Origin of the sequence: Lactiplantibacillus brownii (assembly GCF_031085375.1) — a bacterium.
GTDB classification, from domain to species: domain Bacteria; phylum Bacillota; class Bacilli; order Lactobacillales; family Lactobacillaceae; genus Lactiplantibacillus; species Lactiplantibacillus brownii.
Genome location: NZ_JAVCWF010000001.1, coordinates 567200 through 589862, shown reverse-complemented (window position 1 = coordinate 589862; position 22663 = coordinate 567200). Strand labels below are relative to the sequence as shown.

Below are 22663 nucleotides of genomic sequence, written 5' to 3'. Positions count from 1 at the left end.
CCTTCGCTAATACTTGTCGATGATATCGCCGACAGGGTCACCGGTACCAGAACCGCCACCATTACCAGAACCACCCATTTTAGAAAGGTTCAAGTAGATGAGGGCCATAGCAACACCGATACCACCTAAGGCAATAAGTGTCAATTCAGAAATCGCAGCTAGGACGAAACCTAAAATGAAGAATGGCCATACTTCACGAGTAGCCATCATGTTAATAACCATGGCATACCCAACGGCAACAACCATCCCACCACCGATTGACAAACCATCTGTCAACCAAGTAGGCATAGCGTTCAACATTGCTTTAACGGGACCAGCACCAACTGCTAAGATCAATGCAGCTGGAATAGCAATACGTAAACCTTGCATTGCAATGGCAATCATTTGCCACATGTCAATTTTAGCAAAGCTACCTTCTTCAGCAGCACGGTCCATGATATGCACGATCAAAGTTGCTAACGTACGAGCAAGGATGGTTAATAATAACCCAGCAACAGCCAAAGGTACGGCGATGGCAATGGCAGATGCCACTCCGGCACGGCCTTGGCCACCAAGTACTAAAATAATTGCAGATGCAATAGCTGCTAATGCGGCATCAGGGGCAACGGCAGCACCAACGTTTGACCAGCCTAAAGCGATCATTTGAAGACTACCACCTAAAATAATACATGGGACTAATTGTCCGGTAACTAAGCCGATTAATGCGCAGGCAACAACTGGTTGATGGAAATGGAATTCATCCAAAATACCTTCCATACCAGCTAAAAATGCGACTAATACGACTAAAATCATTTGAATCGCGTTCAAATTCATGATTTAATCCTCCATTTTTCTCCGATAGTGATTAACTATTCGCTTGTTCTTTCAACATCTTTTCAGCTTTATCCATAATGTGATCGAGGTTATCTTGACCATCAGTTGGAACTTTACGAACGTCCATCTTAACGCCCATCTTTTCCAATTCATGGTAAGTGTCGATATCATTTTGATCAAAAGCCAAAACTTTGTTTGGTTGAACTTTACCAACGGAATGCGCCATGGAACCAATGTTCAAGGTATCCAATGGCACGCCACCCTTGATAGCTTTCAAAGCATCTTGTGGTGTTTCGAATAATAACAAGGCTTTTTGACCACCAAAGTGTTTGTCATCCTTAGCTAACTTGATCATTTGATCAATTGGTACCACGTGAGCCTTAACCCCGTTTGGTGCCGCTTGGATGATCATTTGGGTCCGTAAATTGTCTTTAGCAACGTTATCAGAAACAACGATAATCCGCGTTGGGTTAACCGTCTTACTCCAAGCCGTTGCAACTTGACCATGTAACAAACGTGAGTCAATCCGTGCAAGGACATATTCGAACTTGCCGGGACGACCAGCACTTGCGCCACTAGCAGCCGCTTTAGGGGCTTCCTTAGGTGCTAATGCTTCGGGACGAACTTTAACCCCATCCTTCGCCGTTTCAATAATATGAGTGGCGATTTCATGAGCAGAGTCCATTGAAAGCCGTGATGCATAGGCTTCAATTAACATTGGTAGGTTCAAACCAGCAACGATCGCCCATTTGTCCTTATGTGCTTCAAACAAGCCGTTGACTTGGTTGAAAGGTGTACCACCCCAAAGATCGACTAAGAACAAGACTTGGTCTTGATCATCGAAAGAAGCAATTGCTTTTTCCAATTTAGCCTTAATGTCATCAGGGCCTTCGCTAGGCATCAACGTAACGGGTTGAACGTTTTCTTGTTCGCCGAAAATCATTGAACCAGATTGATAGATGCCTTTAGCAAATTCGCCATGACTAGCAATGATAATGCTTACCATCTTTGTACCTCCTATTTTTTTGTTACAGTCATAGGAAATGAATAAATAAGTTCTAAATAGCCTGTAACCTAAGTTATTTTGATACTGTAAGCGCAGTCTTTTTCGCACTCACTAATATATATGCAAGTTTCGTGCCAAAATACACTAAATGCCGATTACCGGTATCATTGTCCTTTGAACGATACACTAGTAGCGATACACTATGTTAAAAAGCTTTTGTGTATCAAATTAGTGTATTCTTAATACAATATTATGAAACAGTTGATAATCTTAAGATTAACTTTTAAATGATTTAATAACTGAGCGCCCGACTGCCATTTCCCTGCCAAGCCAGATTAAAAGCGTCATTAGATAAGCTAGCCGCCTGACCAGTCCACGGGTCATTGAAATAAATCCGCATCGGCTCAAAACCAGTCACGGTTAGTGCATGGCTGGCAAAACCATCAATGTTCGTTACCCAAACCACCACTGGATGACCGCGGGTAATCTGCGCCTTCAATTGAGTCAAACTAATCCCGGTCAGATCAACGGCACTACCGGCATGCCGCTGCACCGTTGTCAGGAGCCCGCGGGGATAGACATATAGCCCATAACCATATTCAGAGTGTGGGTCTCCAACGAAACCTTCATTCGGATCATCGCTACGCGGCATTTCATTGGCTAATTGATTCTTATTAACCTTGGCGCCAGCGTATTGGAGCATCATATCCACCGCTGTAATTTCACAACCCGTTGGGAGTTCCGGCAGTTGACTGACCACTGGGACTTTCAACCGATAACTTGCTGGGGTCAGATACCCCTCCCAGATCCAACCACTTTGGCCCGCAGCATTTTTGACATAATAATATAGTTGCTTTTTACCATTATGAGTAATCATTGCTTGTTCTGACCGTGTCCAAATCGTATTCTGATGGCGACTCAACTGTAAATTAGGTCGCAAATGGACTCGTTGCTGTGGTAATACCGTGATATGGTACCCTTTTCCCGTTTGACTATTAGTACGAAAAGTTTGGCTCGTCGTTGTACGAATTCCCGTGATTCGATCAGTACTAGCCGCATGGACAATCTGTGCTTGGCTAAGCCCTAGACCCAATAGTAGGCTGAGCCCGCCAACTAAGCCCCATTGTTTGTTCCCCATCCTAACCGCCTCTTTGATTGTTAGTTTAGTTTCTATTTGATTAGGTTGATTATAATGCTGGCAATTGTGGGGTTGTAGTAAAGTTGCTTATAAATATTTTAATGAAAGTGAAATGAAAAGCGTCTTTTTTGAAGCTGTTTTTAATCGACGCGACCAAACAAACTCAGAAGCAGCCAATGGCTAAGTCAAACTTCAGAAAGATCAAATTTGACCAATAAAATAACACGCTTAATCCGAACAATATCTTCCCCCAGTTATCATTTGATTTGCAAAGTGTAGACTGGCTGACAGATTCTTGGGCGATACAAAAGAGCAACCCTTTTTAGCGGATTGCTCTTTTGATGTCTCACTTATTTAGCTTAAAAATAAAATTCATGTCAAACACACGTTTCACTTAAACCTGACTAACTTCTAGCTCTTGTTAGCCAATAATCTGTTGTCTTAGACCCGGCCACTAAAACATTGGCGTCCTCAAAACAATCTACAATAGCTAAAACGCCATATATGGTATTATTTCTAAATTTGGTATCACTTAAATTCAAAAGGGATACTGGAACATAGCCATCAATATCAAACTGAAAAGCAATTGCCATTAATTCTCTTTTAGTTCTAATGGCATGATCATATTGCAACTTCAAATATTTACCTGCGCTAGTAATTTTCACATCTAACTTACTCAACTCAGGTAATAAACTTATCACCTGTAGTTTTTGAAATGTCGTCCCATCCGTTTTTACCTGTAAGTTTTCTAAAATCAAGTGATTGTGCTTCAAATCATGCCAAAAACGTTTGGCCCCACCATTCCTGTAACTCAATCCACAAAGGTGCATGAAGTTTTCTCGTTTAACCTTCAATTGCATAGACATTATTCTGCCATCCTTCTGGTAGAAATAATATCGCTCACGATCACATAAATCAGCTTCTACATAGCTAAAAGCCACCTTCAAATCAGTCATTTTCAACCTGATACGTTTAAGATCTTGTGGCGTTGCACGCCTATATGCTTGTGGCTGTTTCAAGATATCTACTCATTTCCAACCAAAAATAAAGAGATTGCCAACAAGTCCAATTTAAAGACTCATTAACAATCCCAATCAGGTTTTTCTGTTCTCAGCGAACGCTAGTTGGTTAACTAGCAAAAACTATCTGAATTTTCTGTCCCCAGCGGACGTTAGATTAAATCATCTAACAACTATCTGATTTTATAGTTGCCTGAACAACTGAAGAAAACTACTTTCCTACAAATAAATGTTATCAAAATTCAGATATCTAGTCAATCATCTAGCTCTAGCATCAAAATCATCTTTATTCAAGCATTTCTACATCAGTATTTGTCCGCTGCCACACACCACTAAAGCCCGTCATCAAAAAACGCCTCAGCAAGCCATTTTGAAGCTCGACGACAAAAAAGAAGCACCACAAACGCCGGTTTAACAACGTTTGTAGTGCTTCAAAAGTTTAGTGCGGCCAAGAAGATTCGAACTTCCATGGGTCTCAAATCGAAAATCAAAACGTGCTACCCTTACAGCCACAAGGGATTGAGCAATTCGACTTTTTGAAATTCACTAGTAGGATGCACTTTTTTGAATATTTTGTCATCAAAAAGCTAATCAGAAATCAGGGGTTTCACTGATGACACTCACAGCCGCAACAGCTACAGTCCCTATGCTTAAGCTCCTCTTAAACATGCTTCCAATCTATTTTAGTCAGATTTTTTTTGTCATCAAATATGTAATCAGCCAGTATCTTACGGCTTAAAAAGCCAACTTTATCTCATTAATATCATACCTTAAATCCCGTATATCCCTTGCGGTCTTGTCTCTTAATCGCCGCTGATTACCATTTAACTTGTTATCATCAATCTCAATACTTTCAACTTCATTTGCCAGAAGCTCAAAATGTCTCTCCATATCGACCAGTTTATTATCATCTTTCTCATATTTTCGGTGACCATTATCATCGATTATCGACTTTAAGCCTGGCACCTTACCATTGTTAATACGCTGTAAAACACCCCGTAGCACGCCTTTCCTGGGCTTACCATTAACTATTAACACATTTTTAAGCTGGTCATCTTTAATGAGCTCACACCAAAGCTGACCGGCAGTAACTTGCCGATCAGCCAACATTATCTTCATTTTTGATATTACCTGTTGTGCCGCACTTTGCACTCAATCACTTTCTTCCTATTAATAGGGCACAACTACTTCTTAACACTCTTAGCTTTATTAGCCTTACTTTTAAATTTGCTAATTGGGTAAGTATCATTCTCTTTAGCCACCGATTTTTGGTCTTTAGGATAGAATATTTCAGTCATTTTATTCTGATTAAATTGGTCATTAAACTTGTTCAAATTGCGGTGTAGACTAACCGTCTGAACCATTAATCGTTCCCATTGCTTGCGTTGACTATCACTTAAATCTGCTTTGATATCTAAATTTCCCAGTCCCGTTAACATGAACTGATACCGACTCAATCGTTCATTAACACTCACGCCAACATAACTAATGGCACTGTGTCCGGCCTCATTAGTTGTCATCGCCAATCCTTTAAGTTTACCTTGCTTAATCCGCGTTGTGATACCCTGCAGGACACCTTTCCGAGCCTTTCCGCTGGTTGTAAATAGCATTGATTTTAGCCGCGTATCCTTAATTAGTTCAGACCAAATTTCAGCTTGGGTCTGCGGTTGACCGTCCTTTAATACGATTGGCAATTGCTTGATTACTTCTTCGGTTGCACTCATTTTAATGACCACCTTTTTATTTGATGGTCTAGTTGTAACTCGATTCAAAGACTTAATCCTGTGGGCTTAATGTCAAAAAGCAACAGACATTCCTGTTTGGTCAGCTTAAAACGTTTTAACCAGTCAGGAATATCATACCGATTGAAATGTAAGACCGTTGTATCAGCTACCTGACCGACTGGAATCAAATATCGCTCCATTTTATTACTGTCAAAATTGTGTGCGAAAACTATCAAAAAATAATCCGTGTTGCAAATCTGATGTAAATAATGGAAGAAAAACTCAAGATTGTCATGGTTATTCTTCTGTCCGCTGGCATATTTAACATTAACTGTGATACTGTCATTCACTAACAAATCCCATCCTTTATTGCCGATTTTTGCTTGCTCACACTTAAAGTCATGGTCATCAAACCACTGCCCCGCCCGACACTCGGCAGCAAACCATTCTAGGTTTACCACTTTGTCACCTTTTTTAGTTTTCATATAAGCATCGTCTTCTTATCGTTTGATGCTTATATTTCAAGCTTTCAACAGTCATTAACTTTCGGACTTACTACTAGTAAACAAAAATGAGTGTTAGCATCAGCCAGCACTCATTTAAATATCTTTATTCAACTAAACGGCTCTACTACTTAGAGACTAGTGCATGTTTCCACAATACTTAATAGCCTTTTCTAGGGTGATGGATAGGAGTATTTGTTACATTGCTATCATCTTCTTGTTCCTTTATGATTCTTATTTCTGCTGCATTTAGTAATTCTAACGTCTCAGTTCGAACTTGATATCCCAACCTAAGAAGATAGTCTCCACCCCATTTGATATATGGTGTCAACGCACATACTATAAGTAAGACAATAGCACTGGCAGCAACCAAAACTGTCCATATGCTTTCGTTTTGATACTTGCTAAGCACGGAATCCCCCATTATCGAAAACCATACTACAAGAGCAGCTCCGATAATCGCAAGTATCCCATTATTTTCGCGTTTTGCGTCATCAATTTTTTGTTTCTCAATCGATTCATATTTAAGTATCAATGTCTTTGAATAGAGATTCAGAATCTTCAGAAAATCACAAAAATCATCTACCATTAATTCATTAGTTTCAATTGGAACCTTACTGATTCCCCGCAATATAATTGGTGTCAATCCAAGCACTATACCTGTTATTATTGAAAAAAGTATTCTATCATTACCATTAAAATAACCAAGTAGATAAAAGAATGCTACTACCCCCGCTCCATCCAGTAAAATACTTAAGTCAGTAACAATTCTCAAGCGCGTTAACTTTTTCTCCCGTGAAACTTTCTTTTCTATATATTTAAGATCGTCCAACACAAAACTCATCTCCATTTCAATAGTTATTAGTATGATACAGGTGAAAGCGTGTTCAACGCTACAAATTTTTTTCATGAACAAAAACGAGGATTAGCTACCAACTAATTCTCGTCTACTATTACCCATGATTTATATTTTTCCAGCCATTACCTGTGCAACAAAATCTTTGAAGTCTTGTTGGTTCAACAGTGAGCTTATAACGAATGTATTGAATTCATGCTGTTCAACCACTAATGATGACCCGTATTTTTGCCGGACATGAGTTTGAATGCCAACTTGAAATGGATGTTGGTCAATATACACCATATCTGATTCCACCAATAATCCAGTTTCATCAACAACCTGAGCTTGATTACCTAATCGACAGTAAATTAGGTTCAACATTGAATAATCATCAATTGAAACATCTTGCCCAGTAATCTTATTTACAGCTGCTTGTGTATAATCATCAAGTTTTCCTCGATGATAACTATCAACGATACCCATGGATAGCCGTCCTCGCTGCCGTATATTCAGACTAAGAATCGTTAATCCTCTTGCATCCCAATTTTTCAAATCAATTTCATCGATCATATCTATAAATCTCCCTTATTAAAATACCGTATCATCAAGTTCTGAAACTACTACCATATTAAATTCGCGTAATTCCACAGCTACCCTAATATGATAATGATCTCTCATGTAAATTCGAATTTCAGTCAACGAATTCATCTGTTTAATTTTGTCGTGTTCGGCTTTACTCATATAAATATTTGTATTTATAGACAGTCCTTGCCCGATTTCCATATACTCAAAAATGTTACTGAAAAACGGGTAATTCTCTCTGTTAGGTTCAGCATGCTTACCTAACAATCTATCGACCATAATTTGAATGTTAGGGTTGAATTCTCCAGTGTCATATCCTTCAAAAATTCCAGCAGCTAATTTTAGTTTCTGGTCTTCCGTCGCTCTATTCATTAATTCTTTAATACTCTTACCTGTCATAAATTTCTCCTAACCAATATAACCGGTATAACCCTCAGGCTCGCCAAATGTCTGTGTCATGCGATAATATTTATCTCGATAAACCAAGGCATAAGCACCAAATTCACGAACTTCTAAAGCCACATTATTACCAAAGCGCAACTTAAAGTGTTCCCGCAAATCCTCTGGTGAGCTATGCCTCATCAATACCATACGGTCATCACTGTTCATTTGATATTTTGTTTCATTAATGAATACTACTTCACAATGATTCAATCGATAATATAGCGATAGTAAGCTAAGATACTCATAACTATGGATATCGTCCTCTTCACCCAAATCATCCAAAGTCTGCTTAGTCTTTTTGTCAAATTTTCCAGCCAGATAACTATTCATAATTCCTTCGGCCAGTTCATTCCCCTCATCAATACTTAAATCTTCAAAACTTTTAACCTTATTACTGCTTGCCACTCAAAAAACCTTCTTTCATTCAAGTTGTTGTCATCTTACCGTCACCATTTAAGTTTGTGTTTCAATTCTTATCATGTTACTCATCACTAATAAACCACAAACGTATCAAATACTGTCCTTGTTACGGTTAACCCTGAACCAAATCGTTGTCTCACATAAGTTTCAATGCTAATCCGATTGTCCAATTTCACCATTTTAATATAGTCGTCATGGCTAAAATCTAATCCGCTTAAATTCTTAATTCCGGCACCACCACCAAGCTTAAAATACAAACTCAGTAAGTCTTGGTAACAGCTTTCACTCGGTTCAACTTGGTAGCCCAGTAGTTGATTTAACTGGTTTTGAACTCCTGCCTCAAACCGACCTTCCTCATATCCAGCTACAATATTAGCAATCAAGCATGTCTTATCATCATCGTTTAAATTCAAAAAAAGAACTCCCCTCTTAGATTTGTGATGTCATGTTAACGTCATTATTACAAATCATCTAGGCAGTTCTTATCATATTTTGAATAAAGCTTCTAATGCAGGTGCATCAATACTTGTAGGTGAATCATTCCCTCCGTATTTCTTAGCAGTATCAAACTTTCGATCAAAATCGGCTCTCACTTCATCGGTAATGATATTAGCTGTTTTGACTTCGGTAAAACCTGAATTAAAGGTAACTTGCGGTATGTCAACGGGATAATCTGGAGCATTGATGAAAAACATTCCTCGACGTTCATCATCTCTAGCGTCAATATACTTGCTCATTTCTTGAGTCGAATCGACTGAGTTCCAAACATTGCTCCGTGCGTAACCAAGCACTTGGGCATTAAAATTATCAAATACACGGCCGATTGCATTTTTTGCGAATTGTTGTGTGATACAAATAAATGAGACTCCACGGCTGGCGTGTTCTTGGGTAATCTTAACTACCAAGTTTTCAATTGCAATGCTTAACTTCACTTTCTTACCGGCTATTTCAACCTTTTCAGACTCTGCTGCAGCCATTGTGTTAGCATATTCGTCGAATACCACTAGCCATTTTCCTAATCGTTTAGTCGGAAACTTACTATTATATTCCGATATATTCTTACAACCATTTTTTGTGAACAAATCACGTCTAGCAGTTGCTTTTTCGTCGACGTAACTTAACATGTCATATATGTCTGATGGATTACCTTTAACCACCATGCCACTGGCTTCAAAACCATTGGACTGATAATCCTCTGGCTTCACTGTAGCTACATAAACATCTGAATAGTCATAGGTGCCGCCAGTTTTCAGATAGAGCAATGCCGTAATTACCTGTGTCGCTAAAGTGCTTTTACCACTTCTTGATAAGCCACCTAACAATAATGAAGTTAATGAGTCTCCTCGGGGCAGATTCATCAGATAGCTACCTGTCCGAGAATTGCCAAGCCGAACTTTCCCTGTTTTGGCATCTTCTTTAATTTGTGCAATAGTAGCAGTCTTTGGTGCTTCAATATTTTTAAGCAGGAAAGTCATCCAAAAGCTCCCTGGGTCGCTTGCTATTCCTTTAACCATCACATTGCAACGTAGTTCTTTGGCTACCAGTCCAGACTTTTTCTTGGCGTCATCAAAAGTCGTATCACCAACCAGACGCATTCTTAATCGCAAATAATTATCGTTGCCATCTACCGATTTTCCATTGTTGTCCCAATATGTAAATCCTATTTCGGTCGAATGAATGTCAAAGTAGTGCCAAATATTATTCAATTTTGTTGGCAACCCACGCTCGATTATATACTCCTGTCTCTCATTAAGTTCCTTCGTTTGGGCATCTTTTGCCACCATATTTCTTACTTCGATATATTGGTTAAAGAAGCCACTAGAAACCATTCTACTTGCTAACTTTTCTGGTGACTCATCTGCCAAAACTGATATTAAATCAATATTTACATAGCCTTTATTTATGTATAACCCCAACTTTGGTTCAGGTAATAATCGATATTTTATCAACCAATAATCTTTCATGTTTCGCGCGCTTAAAACTGGGCTGTGCCCCGACAATTGAATTTGAACTATCTTGCCATAATTAGGTATTTGCTGACTCTCTAAAGTATCAGCGAATATAAAATCATCAATACTAATCCGTTGCCTATCAATATATAAATCTTTATATAATCCTACTAACTCTTTTAATGCCTTTAACGGGTAATTATAGTTGCGACGGCTAAGGGACGTTTGTGGCAGGTCATCCATTATTAGTTCGACCATTTCGTGACTTATGTCATGTTCATATTGGTAATGCCGGAATGCCAGAAATCCTAATAACAAGCCTATATCAAGCACTACTAACCACCGCATTAACCATGTTAATAATAGGAGGGCTACCACAAGCAACGTTACCTTTAACCTAGAATGGGTGATAATTTCCCAACGATATTGCTGCTTCACTTTTTGAATCAGCCTATTTTTAGCGTTTAAATAGATATTCTCAAAGTAAGTTCTTGCTAGCAAATGACCAAGAGTTTTGAACTGATGATTCAGCTCCTTTGCCCGATCATCTCCAATTTTTGCCGTGAGCCATTCTTTTAACCGTAAAAGTAGAAAATGTATAAATTCGCCAAACTCACTTTGTTTCATCATTTGACATACCATTACTTGCTGGCTTAGCAAGATGATTACTCTGATTAGTTCGAGTTAGCGCTTCGTCATATTCCCATTCCAACTGTTCTAATTCATTGCCAGTAGGTTCAGTCATCAATTTAAAATTGGTTCTTACCAAGTCATCAATAGTTACAATTGGCTGTAGCTTCAGTTGGTATTTGCCATCCACTTTTGTTGTGATTAATATATAGCCCTCTATCGTGTCAAAGTCTTGTCTTCGTCGTAAGCACATCACAATACAGCCATTTATAATTGCATTCAGATACTTATCGGCATGTTTATTTAGAACTTCAGCCATTAACTCATAGCTTTCAAACACTGCAACCATGGCGTTTCCATCGTTAATTACCGGTTTATCGGTCATATTATCATCATTAATCAACTTAAACTGCAAATGAACTAAATGCTGATTATCGAAAGTTGCGACTGCTTGCAAGTCATTATCAACCCTTATTACTCGTCCTAACTTCACTCCTTTCTCGCGTAGAAACCAAATGGCCTTGCTTAAAATTGTCCAATGTTCTAGCACTGATAGGTCAACTTGCTGGGGGAATATTGCATTCTGAACTCGATGTCCGGCAATTCCATATACACGCCTTTTCTTAATTGCTTCATTTTTAAACAGAGATTGAAACACGTGCACCCCATTATTAGCGGTCAAATTAGCTAACACTTCATTTGAGACTGTTCCTAAGTTCATGACTAAATTTAGCAGTTCATCTTGCCCCATAATCCGCTTGACGCCTAGCTTGTTCGTATATAACAGTTCATTTTTACCAAGCTTTTTTGATACTATTGCTTGGCGGTCTGATTTTTTCATTTTGTCCTCCTCATCGTTCCTGAAATAATTCTTAGGTCCCTATTTGACACCCTTTGAGCAAGATTTCCCAAAACCACTGGGTCATCTTAATAACCAATATTACTAACAAGCACCTTGCTTTATCAGATGACAACGACCTTCTCATCTAAATCCTGTTACTTGATCTAAGTCTTCATATTTGTGTCGGATAATTGCCAGTCACCTGTCATCTAATATTCGTTAATACCAGCCCTAAATTAAAATGGAAGCTGCATCTGAACCCGAATAGCCATATTTGTAACATAACCGAATAGATTTCCAGTTTGGCTTTAAAGGTTGTTGTTGTTGGCGAATGCGACGGTTAACTACTAACTTGCTTTCTCGCCGATATTCCATATAAAACTTAATAAATTTAATCATCCTTGCTTCATCTCCTGTCCCATCTAGCCATCACTGTTGTAACATCCTAATGCCGGTTTCGCATCTTTTGACATAGATGTTGGATAAGCATTTTAAACACAAAAAGCCGCCCAAATTAACGGACGACTAATTACGAATACAAACTGGCTAAAATTAAACTTTTTTAATATTCAACTACTGGTATTGAATAACTGATTCTTTTATTATCGGCCAGTTGTTGCGCACGAGTTGGATTATTAGAAGTTTCAGGCATTTGTAAAAAAACATTTTCCAAAAACTCTGCATCTAATGGCGATGTAACTAATTCTTTAAATGCCCCATGAGCAACAATTGGAAATGTTACATAAGGTTTGCTGGGATTTTCAAGATGTAACAATAGCGTGTATGAGACATAGTCCAGTGAAGGTTCCTCCCCAAATTCATCATAATCCAACGCAAAAACATTACCATTTCGATGCCATTTGTCATGTAACACATCTACATATTTTTGATTGGGAACCTGTGTTTCATAATACTCGCCCAAGATTTGTGGCAAAGCACAAGCTGATAGCCCACTTTGATTGTTATCGATTAATTTTACTACTGCACTGATTAATTTTTGATTTTTGACCATGATAAAACACCTTACCCTTTTTAAATTTATTATTTTTGAAATTTACGTATTTGTTATTGTGTAAGCACCGGCGCCTCATCAATTAACAACGCAAGTGTAATCCCATTCCGATAGGTTGGCAAACCGCTGAAACGCCTGTCCTACAGCAGTCTTCATCAATTTAGGTTTGCCAATTTTGGGGATGAAGACAGACCTACAGCAAGGGTTTAAGTGCACAAATTCTAACAATCGTGATTTTCCAATTCACGTAATTATGAGAACTTTCTAATGTATAAATGCCAGTTTAACAGCATTCCGATTACTTTAATTTGCACATTTACGAACGGGCCATGTGTATAATCCAACTATTACCAGCATATTTGTATAAATTTATGGCAAGCTTTTGACAACTTTTTCAAAAATTAGTTTTTAATTAGAGGACTTTTTTGCAATTATTTATAGTCTTCGGTCACCAAATCCTGTTACATTAATCATTCCAAAGTCTTGCCACATCTGGGTTACAGGCTGTTCAGGTCGATTTGTGTGGCACTTGTCGAGACGTCTGTCAGCTCTTGCCACCCAGCCAGAATAATTACACCTAATAGTATTGGATGGCCTGTGTGCCACTGTGTCGAGGTGTCAATTAGCCGACGTCATCTTAGCAACTAGCAAGTAATATCAAACTTGGAGCGATATTTCTAGCACAAACAAGCCATATTCTGGATCAAAGTAAGGTATCCCATCCAAAGTCATCGAATTTTAGATAAAACAAAAAAAGCCATCCTAAAAAGAATGACTTCTTACCTAGTAGTCGTCAACATTGTTAGTCATATTCAATTAAAGAAATCGGTCATCTTTATAGTAATTAATTGGTCATTTTATTGTCACCCATTAATCACCACCCAGACTGGAATACCGGCACTTGCTGGTCATCCTTGGCCTCCAACTCCATGGTAACTAAGAGCACCCCATTCGAATCCTGTGGCACTTGTCGAACCGCGTGTGGGCTCTTCATATTAGGTTGGAATAATTATACCTAAATGTCCTGAAGCACCTGTGTGGCGCTCCGCGGGGACTGTTATCTTAACAGGTATAAACTTGGTAAGTGGACTAGTGATATTCTAAGTTATGAAAGGATGATTACATAAACCAGAATAAAACATCAAATAGTATTAGCTAATACAGGCTACTTTAACTGTTCATATATTTTTAATAGTGCATCAGAACGCACCATACATTTTTTTCGTTTTACCACAACAAACTTGTGTAACCCTCTGTCAATTTTCCTATACAATTTGTTCTGAAACTTATAGATGTAATTTTCCATCGAAACAACGACTGCTAAAAATCCTATAAAAGATACCACGTTATAACTATCACTCAATTTAATTACAGCTGCAATCCAGAGAAATGAACCATATGCATCTCTAACCACTTTATCAATTGTTGCAAAATATTCCAATACATAAATATCGAAAAATAATAAGAGCATAATCCTTACGATTGTTAACAATGTATAAGTCACCATATCGTTATAACTTAGAAAGCGACTGTTTTTCCCAATAATACGAAAAGTCTTCACACTTACTACATACCGCTTATCAACAATAAACGGATAGAACATCCACATAAATGTATACCCCACCCGTTGAATCACCTGTGCCAACCATGTTATCAATACACCAATTGTGGCAATCTCACCCAATAATCTAAACCACATGTAAACATGCATGTGAGCAAAAAAAGCTGCAAAAGCTTCAATAGTTAAAAAAAGCATTTCCACTATCACGAACGACAAGAATATCCTCTTACGATGGGTGTCTTGCATAAAATAATCATCACAATTCTTAACAACAAAAAGTATTATAAGACATGATAAGACAAAATATAACATTTTGGGTGACACATCAATTGCTACATACAGGAATGCTAATTCCCGACCTCCAAAAGCAAGGACCCCCATAAAAACTGCATACCCTATTTCACCTAAGAAACGTAATATTCGTTTACCAACACTCGTTGAGTCTAATAAATTCATCTTCATCCCCACCTAAATATAGAATTGCTTTAACTTTATCATATATATTTCCAAATTCTACTAGGCAATTTGGAAGCAAAAAACTAAGGTTTCAAATTTGTTAGCCTGTGTGCCACTGTGTTGGGACTCCATTTAACTGACGTAATCTTCATAATTAACCAAGTGGTAGTAAAATTGGGCATTATTCTTAGCACAAACAGTTCATATTCTGGATCAAAGTAAGGTAATCCATCGAAAGTCATCCAATTTTAGACAAACTAAAAAAGCCATCCTAAAAGAATGACTCCTCGCCTAACATTTTAGTCATGCTTAATTATAGTAATTGGTCATCTATATAATTATTAATTGGTCATTTATCTTGCTACTCAGAAATCGCCATCTGGTCTGGAGCATTGTCAAACTGGCACTCATAGGCCATCCTTAACCCTGAACTCCATGGTAACTAAGAACACTCCATTCGAATCGTGTGGCACTTGTCCGGCCATGTGTCGCCTCTTGCCATCTACTTGGAATAATTATACCCAAGGACTCTGAAACGCCTGTGTGGCACTCTGTCGGGGGTGTCATCTTAACAGGAATAATCTTAGCAATTGATGGCCTAAATCATAGGGCGCGAAAGTGTGGAGCTAGAAAAATCAATGTTTAACAGTGGAATATTTAGTTTGATCCAAACAATATATTCTGATCGGTCATCATTCACTCAAACTTAATGGGTAATTTTAGGGTAAAACAAAAAAAGACAACCCATCACTGGATTGCCCCTTTTGAAATTTATATTAAATTACGTTACTTTAATTCAGTAGCCTAGAAGCCCATTTCTACCGCTACATAGTAGTCACCGGGGTTCGTTGGGTCTTCTGCCATCCCAATACCAATCTTTGATGCTGATGGATGGATTAATTACATCATTCCAATGACCATCACCTTGGAAACTTGTTACATTGCATAATAAAGTAATCTAGATACATTCTAACTCTTAAAACGCCAGTAATTAACCCTTAAATATTCTTAGACAATTATACTTAATTACCCAAAGAACTATTGAATTGCTGACACAAGGGTTCCAGTTGCTTGTAATTTATACATATAGAATTAATAAATGGAATATTTCGATTGCACCTTAAAGCATATACCCTAGCACTCTTATTTTTAATTCGGTCAGCATTAACTTTAACCCACTGCCATTCCTTTAATAATAATAAGTACCGTTTAGGGTCAGATTGCTCAAAAACATGAAAATCCAAGGGTGTCCAATTATTATCTGTTACTGGAATCATGTCGTTCAATAGCAAGTAGCCCAATAGGTCTTCATTCTTATCAAGATTTCCCCAAACTTTTAAAGTAACTTGCCCATTTACTTTTTTACTAGTTTTCCTTGACTCTAAAGGTGCAAAGTAAGTATACTTTCCAAATTTTAAAACAATACCTAAGTAAGGCCGATGACTCTTATTTATTAATATCCGGTGCTCATGTTGCCTTAAATAATTGATATAATCAGTATTTACATAGCCAAATTCCAAAACTACTCCTTCAAAATATCCACAAAAAAGAGGTTGCAACCCGCAACCCCAAATCCAGATATCGTCTCCACTTATGGCAGGAGCATTCCAATTTTATCGTCTCCACTTATGGCAGGAGCATTCCAATTTTATCGTCTCCACTTATGGCAGGAGCATTCCAATTTTATCGTCTCCACTTATGGCAGGAGCATTCCTAATTGCTTCTCTATCACTACAAATAGTATATCTCTTTACAACTAACATTTCAAACTATTTTGCTTGCTAGGGGTAATAACGGAGTATCTAGGCTAAAATATTAAGAATCTACCTGTTTAACTGTAGATTTTATATTCAATAGTAACCAGTATAAATCATCTAAACAAAAGAGCAACCCATCGCTGGATTTGCCCCTTTTGAAACTTGATTAAGTTAGATTACGTTACTTTAATTCGATAGCCTAGAATCCTAGTTGGATTGCCATGTATCCATCAGTATCTCCATCCTTTACCATACCTACACCAATCTTACTGAAACTTGGATTCATTACATCTGCCATATGTGCCCCATCAAATGCTTCTACTGCACTCGCTGTGTCAGCATTCGTTGCTCCTACTGGTGCTGTAATTAAATCTTCGGTTGCATAATAACTATCATAGATACCATATTGCTTGGCTAATACCGTGCTTGCATCAGTTCCTTTATACGTATGACTGAATTCTGTTACCAATTGTTGTGCTCGAATATCCCCAATTGTTTGTAAAGTCCCATCATATTCTAGAGGTGCAATACCCTTCTTAGCCCGCATTTGGTTCAATAAACTAATTGTTGATTGAACTACTGCATCATGATTATACGCTGAACTTGTTGCAGAACCTGCACTTGATGAACTGCCGGAGTTTGCTGAACTGCTTGCACTTGAACTAGTCGCTTGGCTAGTTGATGAACTCGTTGCCGCTGAGCTAGAACTCGTTGCATTGCTGGTTGCTTGGCTAGAAGAACTCATAGCAGAACTCTGTGCTTGGCTAGTTGATGAACTCGTTGCTTGACTAGCCGAATTACCATTTGAAGCACTCGTTGCTTGGCTTGCTGAGTTGCTTGTCGCTGGTTTTGTTACAGTTGTCGCTGGCTTCGATTGATTCTGGGTAGTTCCCGTTGCAGGTGCGGTTACTTTATCCCCAGATACAACAGTTTCAGTGGCACTCGACGTCTTGGTAGAATTAGTAGCTTTAGCAGGTGCCGTAGTTACTGTGCCAACTGGGTGAACATGCTTAACTGAGCCAGTAGCAGTCCCATTGGTAGTTGAAGTTTTGGCGTTGGTAGTAGTTTGAGTTGTAGCGCCAGAATTAGTGGATGCTGACGTAGACGATCCTTTAACCGCAGAACTACTATTGCTTGTCATTGGGATAATCAACTTTTGACCAACTAAGATGAAGTCAGGATTGCTGATATTATTCCGACTAACAATTGAACTCTGACTAACACCAAACTTTTGGGCTAATTCGGAAATCGTGTCGCCTAACTTAACGATGTAAACTACTTCATTTGAATGAGGAATTACTAATTGTTGCCCAATTAAAATGAAACTTGGATTGGACAGATTATTAGCGGCCGCAATGTTGTCCACCGTCGAGTTGTATTGTTGCGCAAAACCCCAAACTGTATCGCCAGCTTTAGCAGTTACTTTGATATCGTTAGCGGCGGCACCGTTGGTACCCCCGTCATTAGCTTTAACATTGGTAGGACGGGCGAATGCTAATCCCGCGCCTGCTAACAATAATGCGGAAAATGTGAAAAACTTGTTCTTCATGATTGAAATACCCCTATTTCTTCCTTTTTTGTCTTTACAACTTAATTCACTTTATTTTTGATAGTGCTTATCTTGCTTGGTCAGTCTGACAGTCATATTGGTCATCTAACTAACTCTTCCAACATCCTTCTACTCTGTGCCAATGTGCCTATAAGTCTAGGAAAGTCCTTAACCCTTAACAACTAAACACATGTTAACTTCAGGCTTCATCCTTGTGTCAAAATGCTTATCACTTTTCATCAAATTAGTTATCCATGATCAAAGTGCACTTAGTGGCTGTAAGAAAAGAATTTTTCCAAACTTTTTTGACTAGTCCTTCATCACAAGATGTGCGATGACAACACTTAGCAAGAAAAACAACCAACCAAATGGCGCTGAGAACGCACCGATGACCACACTAATAACCGTTAGAAGCAGATAAACCTTAACCTTGGTAAAGAAGCCAACACTAGATTCCGGTTCGGCATCCTGCTCAATAACAATATATTTTTTATTCTGACTCATCTACGTCCCCTTTTTTCTTCTCTAAAATTCTACTTACGCCTGATAGGTATAGCCATACAGCCTCCCAAGTCTAAATAACGAGCGTTTTATGAACTACTTGTTTTTGGCACAAAAAAGCCCTTGCTATAACTGCTAATGCAGTCACAACAAGGACTCGGATAGTGTTTATTTTTATGTAAATAAGGTCTAAAAAACGCTCGATTTTTAAACCAGCGGTCAGCTGATTACATAAATTATATTAACATAAATCATAGTTAAATGGTCAGGCTTTTTCGACGTCGGCTAAGATTATTACGTTTGGCAATCATAAATACCGTTGATCGACCAACTCCAGTTCGTTTAACTATCTTAGCAATTGGGTATTCTGTTCGTTTATATAGCCGACAAACCTCTTTTTCAACTTTAGGGTCAATCCTAGGTCGCCCTAACACTTTCCCTTCTTTCTTCAATTCTGCCAGTGCATCCTTAGTCCGCTGTTTAGTTTGATTAACTTCAAATTCCGCAAACATGCTTAGCATTTGATACTGCAAGATACCACCCGGCGTTGACGTATCAATATCTTCCTTTAGGGACACTAACTGAATCCCATAGTGCTGCAAGTCATCAATTACCATGGCTGAACGCACTAAATGTCTGGCCAGCCGGTCTAGTTTTAAGACCACAAACTTAACATGGTAGCCTTCTTCAGCTAAATACTTAGCAGCTTGCATGGCATTGCTAAACTCTTGTCGATTATCTTTCGTTCCAGATTCCTCTTCCGAAAAAATAAACTCACAACGTTGCTCTCTTAACGCACGTTTCTGTAGGTCTAAACCTAACTTCTGTTTATCTTCACCTGTCGAAACCCGTGCGTATCCTACCTTAATAGTCTTCATAATCAATTCCACTCCTCAATATTATTTAAATATTCACCTAATCATATCGAGTTTCATTCATCAACTAATTTCTATCAATTAATTCATGTTGGTATCACTTATCAATTATTCAGTTGTCATATTTTAATCAGTTGTCACCCTTGATTGATAATTGGTATACTTGCTAATCAGTCTTAATCTAATCTTGCTTCATCCCATATTGCCCTAGTCTCTATCTAAATCGTCCTTAACCCTTACTTCTTAACCCAAGTGTAACTTCAAGGTTTTAGGTTGTCTCAGTTTCTTTATCAAATAAAAACACGTCCAGCAATTTTAGCTAGACGTGTCATTGGTTATTCGGATTTCAAATAATTATTTACCGTTGATTGGGTGAGCATCAATCGACGTGCAATTTCTGCCACTTGCATATGTCGATTGTGCTTTAAATCAGCTATTGTTGACTTAAGATACTGCTTTTCATCGACCTTGTTCTCAAACTTTTCTCGCACAATTTCAGTATCTGCCTTAGTAGTTTTATTACCAGCCTTAAACCAGCCCAATAAACTATACATGCTGTATTTCTTAGCATCGGCGTGTTTCAGTTTCAAGCCTTTGATAATGGCCTTTGGTGCAAGTGCTGGGATTTCAAAGATATGTGGATTACTTCGCTGCAACTTATTAGCCATAAAATCATTATAGTAGTTTAGTCCGTTGCTCAATCCCTGCGATTTTAACTTGTTGCCTAAATCATCCTTTAATAATCGCTTATCAAAGATACGAGTATCACCAGTCACAGCGCTTCTCATAATCTCTTTGTTGTAGTCACCATTTCTGAAATGCTCTTCGGTTAAGATTGCTTGAATATCCGCCATAAAATTATACTCGGGCTCCGCACCCTCATCATTTTCATGGTTCAGTAATAAATAATAATGGATAGCGTTTATTGTTCGTAACAGAATGCCGACAATTCGATAGAAGTATTTGATCTGACCGACAATCTCCTGTGATTCAGAATTATCAAGCTCCTTGCCAGCCTTCAACGTATAATTCAATTGCTGTTCTTGAACCTGGTTTTCATAATTGTTCAAATCATTTAGTAGTTGCAGTAGATAATGCTCATATTCAATTATTTGGTCATCGGTTGGTTTGTGTTTTTGGTCATGCAAACTATCAGAAAACTGGCACATTAGTTCTGAAAAATCCATCGTATGACGTTTTAACATGTGCTGATATCGAAAACGAATTGCTAAATTTAATGCAATAGGGTCAAACAACTGCTCCACTTTGTCAATGTCATCACTATCAACGCCAAATAAATCTTTAAAAGAACTCATTGGGTCATCTTTAGTTGCTCCCCAAACCTGACCAAATCCAAGTAATGTTCCTAACTCATTTTTTGTTAACCTTGAGTCTTGGTATAGTGCATATTCAACGCTCTTTTGACGCTTAACGGTTTTTGCCTGACGTTGTGTAGGGGTGACTTGTTCCAGCTGAGCAAGGTCAGCATCAACTTGGGTATTAACCCGCCGATTCCTGAAATCATTTTTGATTTTAATTAACGCTTCGTTGATTAAATTTACTCGTTGTTGAGTGTCAGGCAACATTTGCAGTGTGTTCCAGACCGTGTCATCAATCAACTCTTGTTCATCTGGCGTAACATCAAACCCCTTTAAATCAATCCAAGGTTCAGCTCTTAGTATACGTTGCCCAACATAGCGCCTGAAACGCATTACACGGTTAGTTCCTTTAATTTGAGTATAACGGCTCAGTTCACAGCCGTAAGCCTTACGTCCAAGGTTATAAGCAGCTAACATAATTGACCCGCTACCACTGTAACTGTCCAAAACGGTGTCTCCAACTTCGGTATAACGTTGGATTAACCGCATTAACATATGCGGCGGCTTTGGTGTCTGGTTAATCCTCTTATTATCATCAAACAATTTGGTTTTTGCTGATGATTCATACAGCTGGTTCTCATTCCCATTACTCAACTTTTGATGTTTTTCTCGACCTGCTGGGGTGTCTCGGTAGGCGATAGCAACATATTCACTGCGTTGCCTGTATTTAGAATCAGACTTACGATCTGGATTAGTCTTCACCCACTCTTCATAATTGACTGTTTGGTAGTTAAAAGTTGGGTAATCAGCACTAGCACTTAACTTATTGATTAGAGCATTCAGTAATTGGACATTTTCATAGGTATTAAAAATTAGCAAAAAAGCATCATCACTTAACAATGGGTTAACTGATAATAGATAATTTTTGAATTCTGATTCTTTACTTGCGACACCATCATCATCACTAGTGTCTGGCAACTCTTTATCCCAAGACGCTAGATTGATGTAATACGGCGGGTCAGTAATAACTGCATCAATCTTATCCGTTTCCCCCTGTTCAATCTGATTCTGTAAGCTTCGATGGAACTTTTCATAATCTGAACAATAAATATTAAATGGCTTAATTGACGCTGGTTCCGAGTCATCTAGTATCTCCAAGCCATCAGTTATTGTGCCATTTGCTTTAGTTTTAATATCATGGTTTGATGATTGAAAATACGTATCAATTTCGTCGACTAATGGATTCAAGATAGACATTACTTGATGAGTGATATTATCATCTTCTGGGTCGTTAGGCGGTAAGTTACCTGCCCCTATAATGCCATACTCCAGATTTTGTTTCTCCTTATCGATATTCGCTGGGTCTAGCTTGTCCCAATTCTGCTGATACCTTTCAACCACAGACTTCATCTGTTGATTGATAATGGCAATTATAAGGTCAGCCGCTCCTTCTGGGTTCTTCTTCTCAGGAGTTTGAGTTTTAACATATTTAAGTATTGCATCATTTAGCGACGTCTTATCTTTGATTAACGCAATCCCGTCGTCTAATTCATCTTTTGTCATATTACTTCTCCATTTTTGGTCATCATATTCTTCACTATTTCATCATACCGCTATTGTTCATGCTGATACAATGCACTTTATTTAAAAGTGAAACGTGATAAAAATCGACTAGATGTTTCGAACGTCTGACGTTATGATTCATCACATAGACTTAATTAAAAAT

21 protein-coding genes are annotated in these 22663 nt (G+C 38.2%); all 21 read right to left on the bottom strand.

The annotated features are described in order from the left end of the window. Window positions 1–6 precede the first annotated feature (6 nt). Window positions 7–813 carry a PTS mannose/fructose/sorbose transporter subunit IIC gene (locus RA086_RS02365; protein WP_308702318.1) on the bottom strand — a complete coding sequence of 269 codons (807 nt, stop codon included), beginning with the start codon at window positions 811–813 and terminating at the stop codon, window positions 7–9. Between the two features lie 31 nt (window positions 814–844). Then, window positions 845–1819: a mannose/fructose/sorbose PTS transporter subunit IIA gene (locus RA086_RS02360; protein ID WP_308702317.1), complete on the bottom strand. Its 975-nt coding sequence runs from the start codon at window positions 1817–1819 to the stop codon at window positions 845–847. Between the two features lie 292 nt (window positions 1820–2111). Beyond that, on the bottom strand, window positions 2112–2957 hold the full coding sequence (locus tag RA086_RS02355) for a C39 family peptidase (protein WP_308702316.1): 846 nt from the start codon (window positions 2955–2957) through the stop codon (window positions 2112–2114). A 404-nt stretch (window positions 2958–3361) separates the two neighbouring features. Then, complete coding sequence (locus tag RA086_RS02350; RefSeq protein WP_308702315.1) at window positions 3362–3976, bottom strand: PBECR4 domain-containing protein; 615 nt, start codon at window positions 3974–3976, stop codon at window positions 3362–3364. Between the two features lie 735 nt (window positions 3977–4711). Beyond that, window positions 4712–5128, bottom strand: coding sequence for a hypothetical protein (locus tag RA086_RS02345; RefSeq protein ID WP_308702314.1), 417 nt, complete (start codon window positions 5126–5128; stop codon window positions 4712–4714). Between the two features lie 32 nt (window positions 5129–5160). Beyond that, window positions 5161–5700 carry a hypothetical protein gene (locus RA086_RS02340; RefSeq protein WP_308702313.1) on the bottom strand — a complete coding sequence of 180 codons (540 nt, stop codon included), beginning with the start codon at window positions 5698–5700 and terminating at the stop codon, window positions 5161–5163. Between the two features lie 44 nt (window positions 5701–5744). Next, complete coding sequence (locus RA086_RS02335; RefSeq protein ID WP_308702312.1) at window positions 5745–6185, bottom strand: hypothetical protein; 441 nt, start codon at window positions 6183–6185, stop codon at window positions 5745–5747. A gap of 178 nt (window positions 6186–6363) precedes the next feature. Continuing rightward, the gene (locus RA086_RS02330; RefSeq protein ID WP_308702311.1) at window positions 6364–7038 is read right to left on the bottom strand and encodes a hypothetical protein; all 675 of its coding nucleotides are present in this window, start codon (window positions 7036–7038) and stop codon (window positions 6364–6366) included. A 129-nt stretch (window positions 7039–7167) separates the two neighbouring features. Further along, window positions 7168–7611, bottom strand: a complete 444-nt coding sequence (locus tag RA086_RS02325; protein WP_308702310.1) for a hypothetical protein — start codon at window positions 7609–7611, stop codon at window positions 7168–7170. A gap of 18 nt (window positions 7612–7629) precedes the next feature. Continuing rightward, window positions 7630–8022 (bottom strand): hypothetical protein, encoded by a 393-nt coding sequence (locus tag RA086_RS02320; protein WP_308702309.1) that lies wholly within the window; start codon window positions 8020–8022, stop codon window positions 7630–7632. 9 nt (window positions 8023–8031) lie between these two features. After that, window positions 8032–8472, bottom strand: coding sequence for a hypothetical protein (locus RA086_RS02315; protein WP_308702308.1), 441 nt, complete (start codon window positions 8470–8472; stop codon window positions 8032–8034). Between the two features lie 86 nt (window positions 8473–8558). After that, the gene (locus RA086_RS02310; protein WP_308702307.1) at window positions 8559–8900 is read right to left on the bottom strand and encodes a hypothetical protein; all 342 of its coding nucleotides are present in this window, start codon (window positions 8898–8900) and stop codon (window positions 8559–8561) included. Between the two features lie 72 nt (window positions 8901–8972). Then, the gene (locus tag RA086_RS02305) at window positions 8973–11066 is read right to left on the bottom strand and encodes a hypothetical protein (RefSeq protein WP_308702306.1); all 2094 of its coding nucleotides are present in this window, start codon (window positions 11064–11066) and stop codon (window positions 8973–8975) included. Then, complete coding sequence (locus tag RA086_RS02300) at window positions 11050–11907, bottom strand: hypothetical protein (protein ID WP_308702305.1); 858 nt, start codon at window positions 11905–11907, stop codon at window positions 11050–11052. The genes RA086_RS02305 and RA086_RS02300 overlap by 17 nt, the downstream gene beginning before the upstream one ends. 562 nt (window positions 11908–12469) lie before the next feature. Beyond that, window positions 12470–12919 carry a hypothetical protein gene (locus tag RA086_RS02295; protein WP_308702304.1) on the bottom strand — a complete coding sequence of 150 codons (450 nt, stop codon included), beginning with the start codon at window positions 12917–12919 and terminating at the stop codon, window positions 12470–12472. A 1165-nt stretch (window positions 12920–14084) separates the two neighbouring features. Continuing rightward, window positions 14085–14936, bottom strand: coding sequence for a hypothetical protein (locus RA086_RS02290; protein WP_308702303.1), 852 nt, complete (start codon window positions 14934–14936; stop codon window positions 14085–14087). 1022 nt (window positions 14937–15958) lie between these two features. Next, the gene (locus RA086_RS02285) at window positions 15959–16495 is read right to left on the bottom strand and encodes a type III toxin-antitoxin system ToxN/AbiQ family toxin (RefSeq protein WP_308702302.1); all 537 of its coding nucleotides are present in this window, start codon (window positions 16493–16495) and stop codon (window positions 15959–15961) included. 397 nt (window positions 16496–16892) lie between these two features. After that, on the bottom strand, window positions 16893–18242 hold the full coding sequence (locus RA086_RS02280) for a LysM peptidoglycan-binding domain-containing protein (RefSeq protein ID WP_308702301.1): 1350 nt from the start codon (window positions 18240–18242) through the stop codon (window positions 16893–16895). Window positions 18243–18551: 309 nt separating this feature from the next. Next, a complete protein-coding gene (locus RA086_RS02275) occupies window positions 18552–18746 on the bottom strand; it encodes a hypothetical protein (RefSeq protein WP_308702300.1) in 195 nt (64 codons plus the stop codon). Between the two features lie 254 nt (window positions 18747–19000). Beyond that, window positions 19001–19621: a recombinase family protein gene (locus RA086_RS02270; protein WP_308702299.1), complete on the bottom strand. Its 621-nt coding sequence runs from the start codon at window positions 19619–19621 to the stop codon at window positions 19001–19003. Between the two features lie 332 nt (window positions 19622–19953). After that, window positions 19954–22500: a site-specific DNA-methyltransferase gene (locus tag RA086_RS02265; protein ID WP_308702298.1), complete on the bottom strand. Its 2547-nt coding sequence runs from the start codon at window positions 22498–22500 to the stop codon at window positions 19954–19956. Between the last annotated feature and the right edge of the window lie 163 nt (window positions 22501–22663).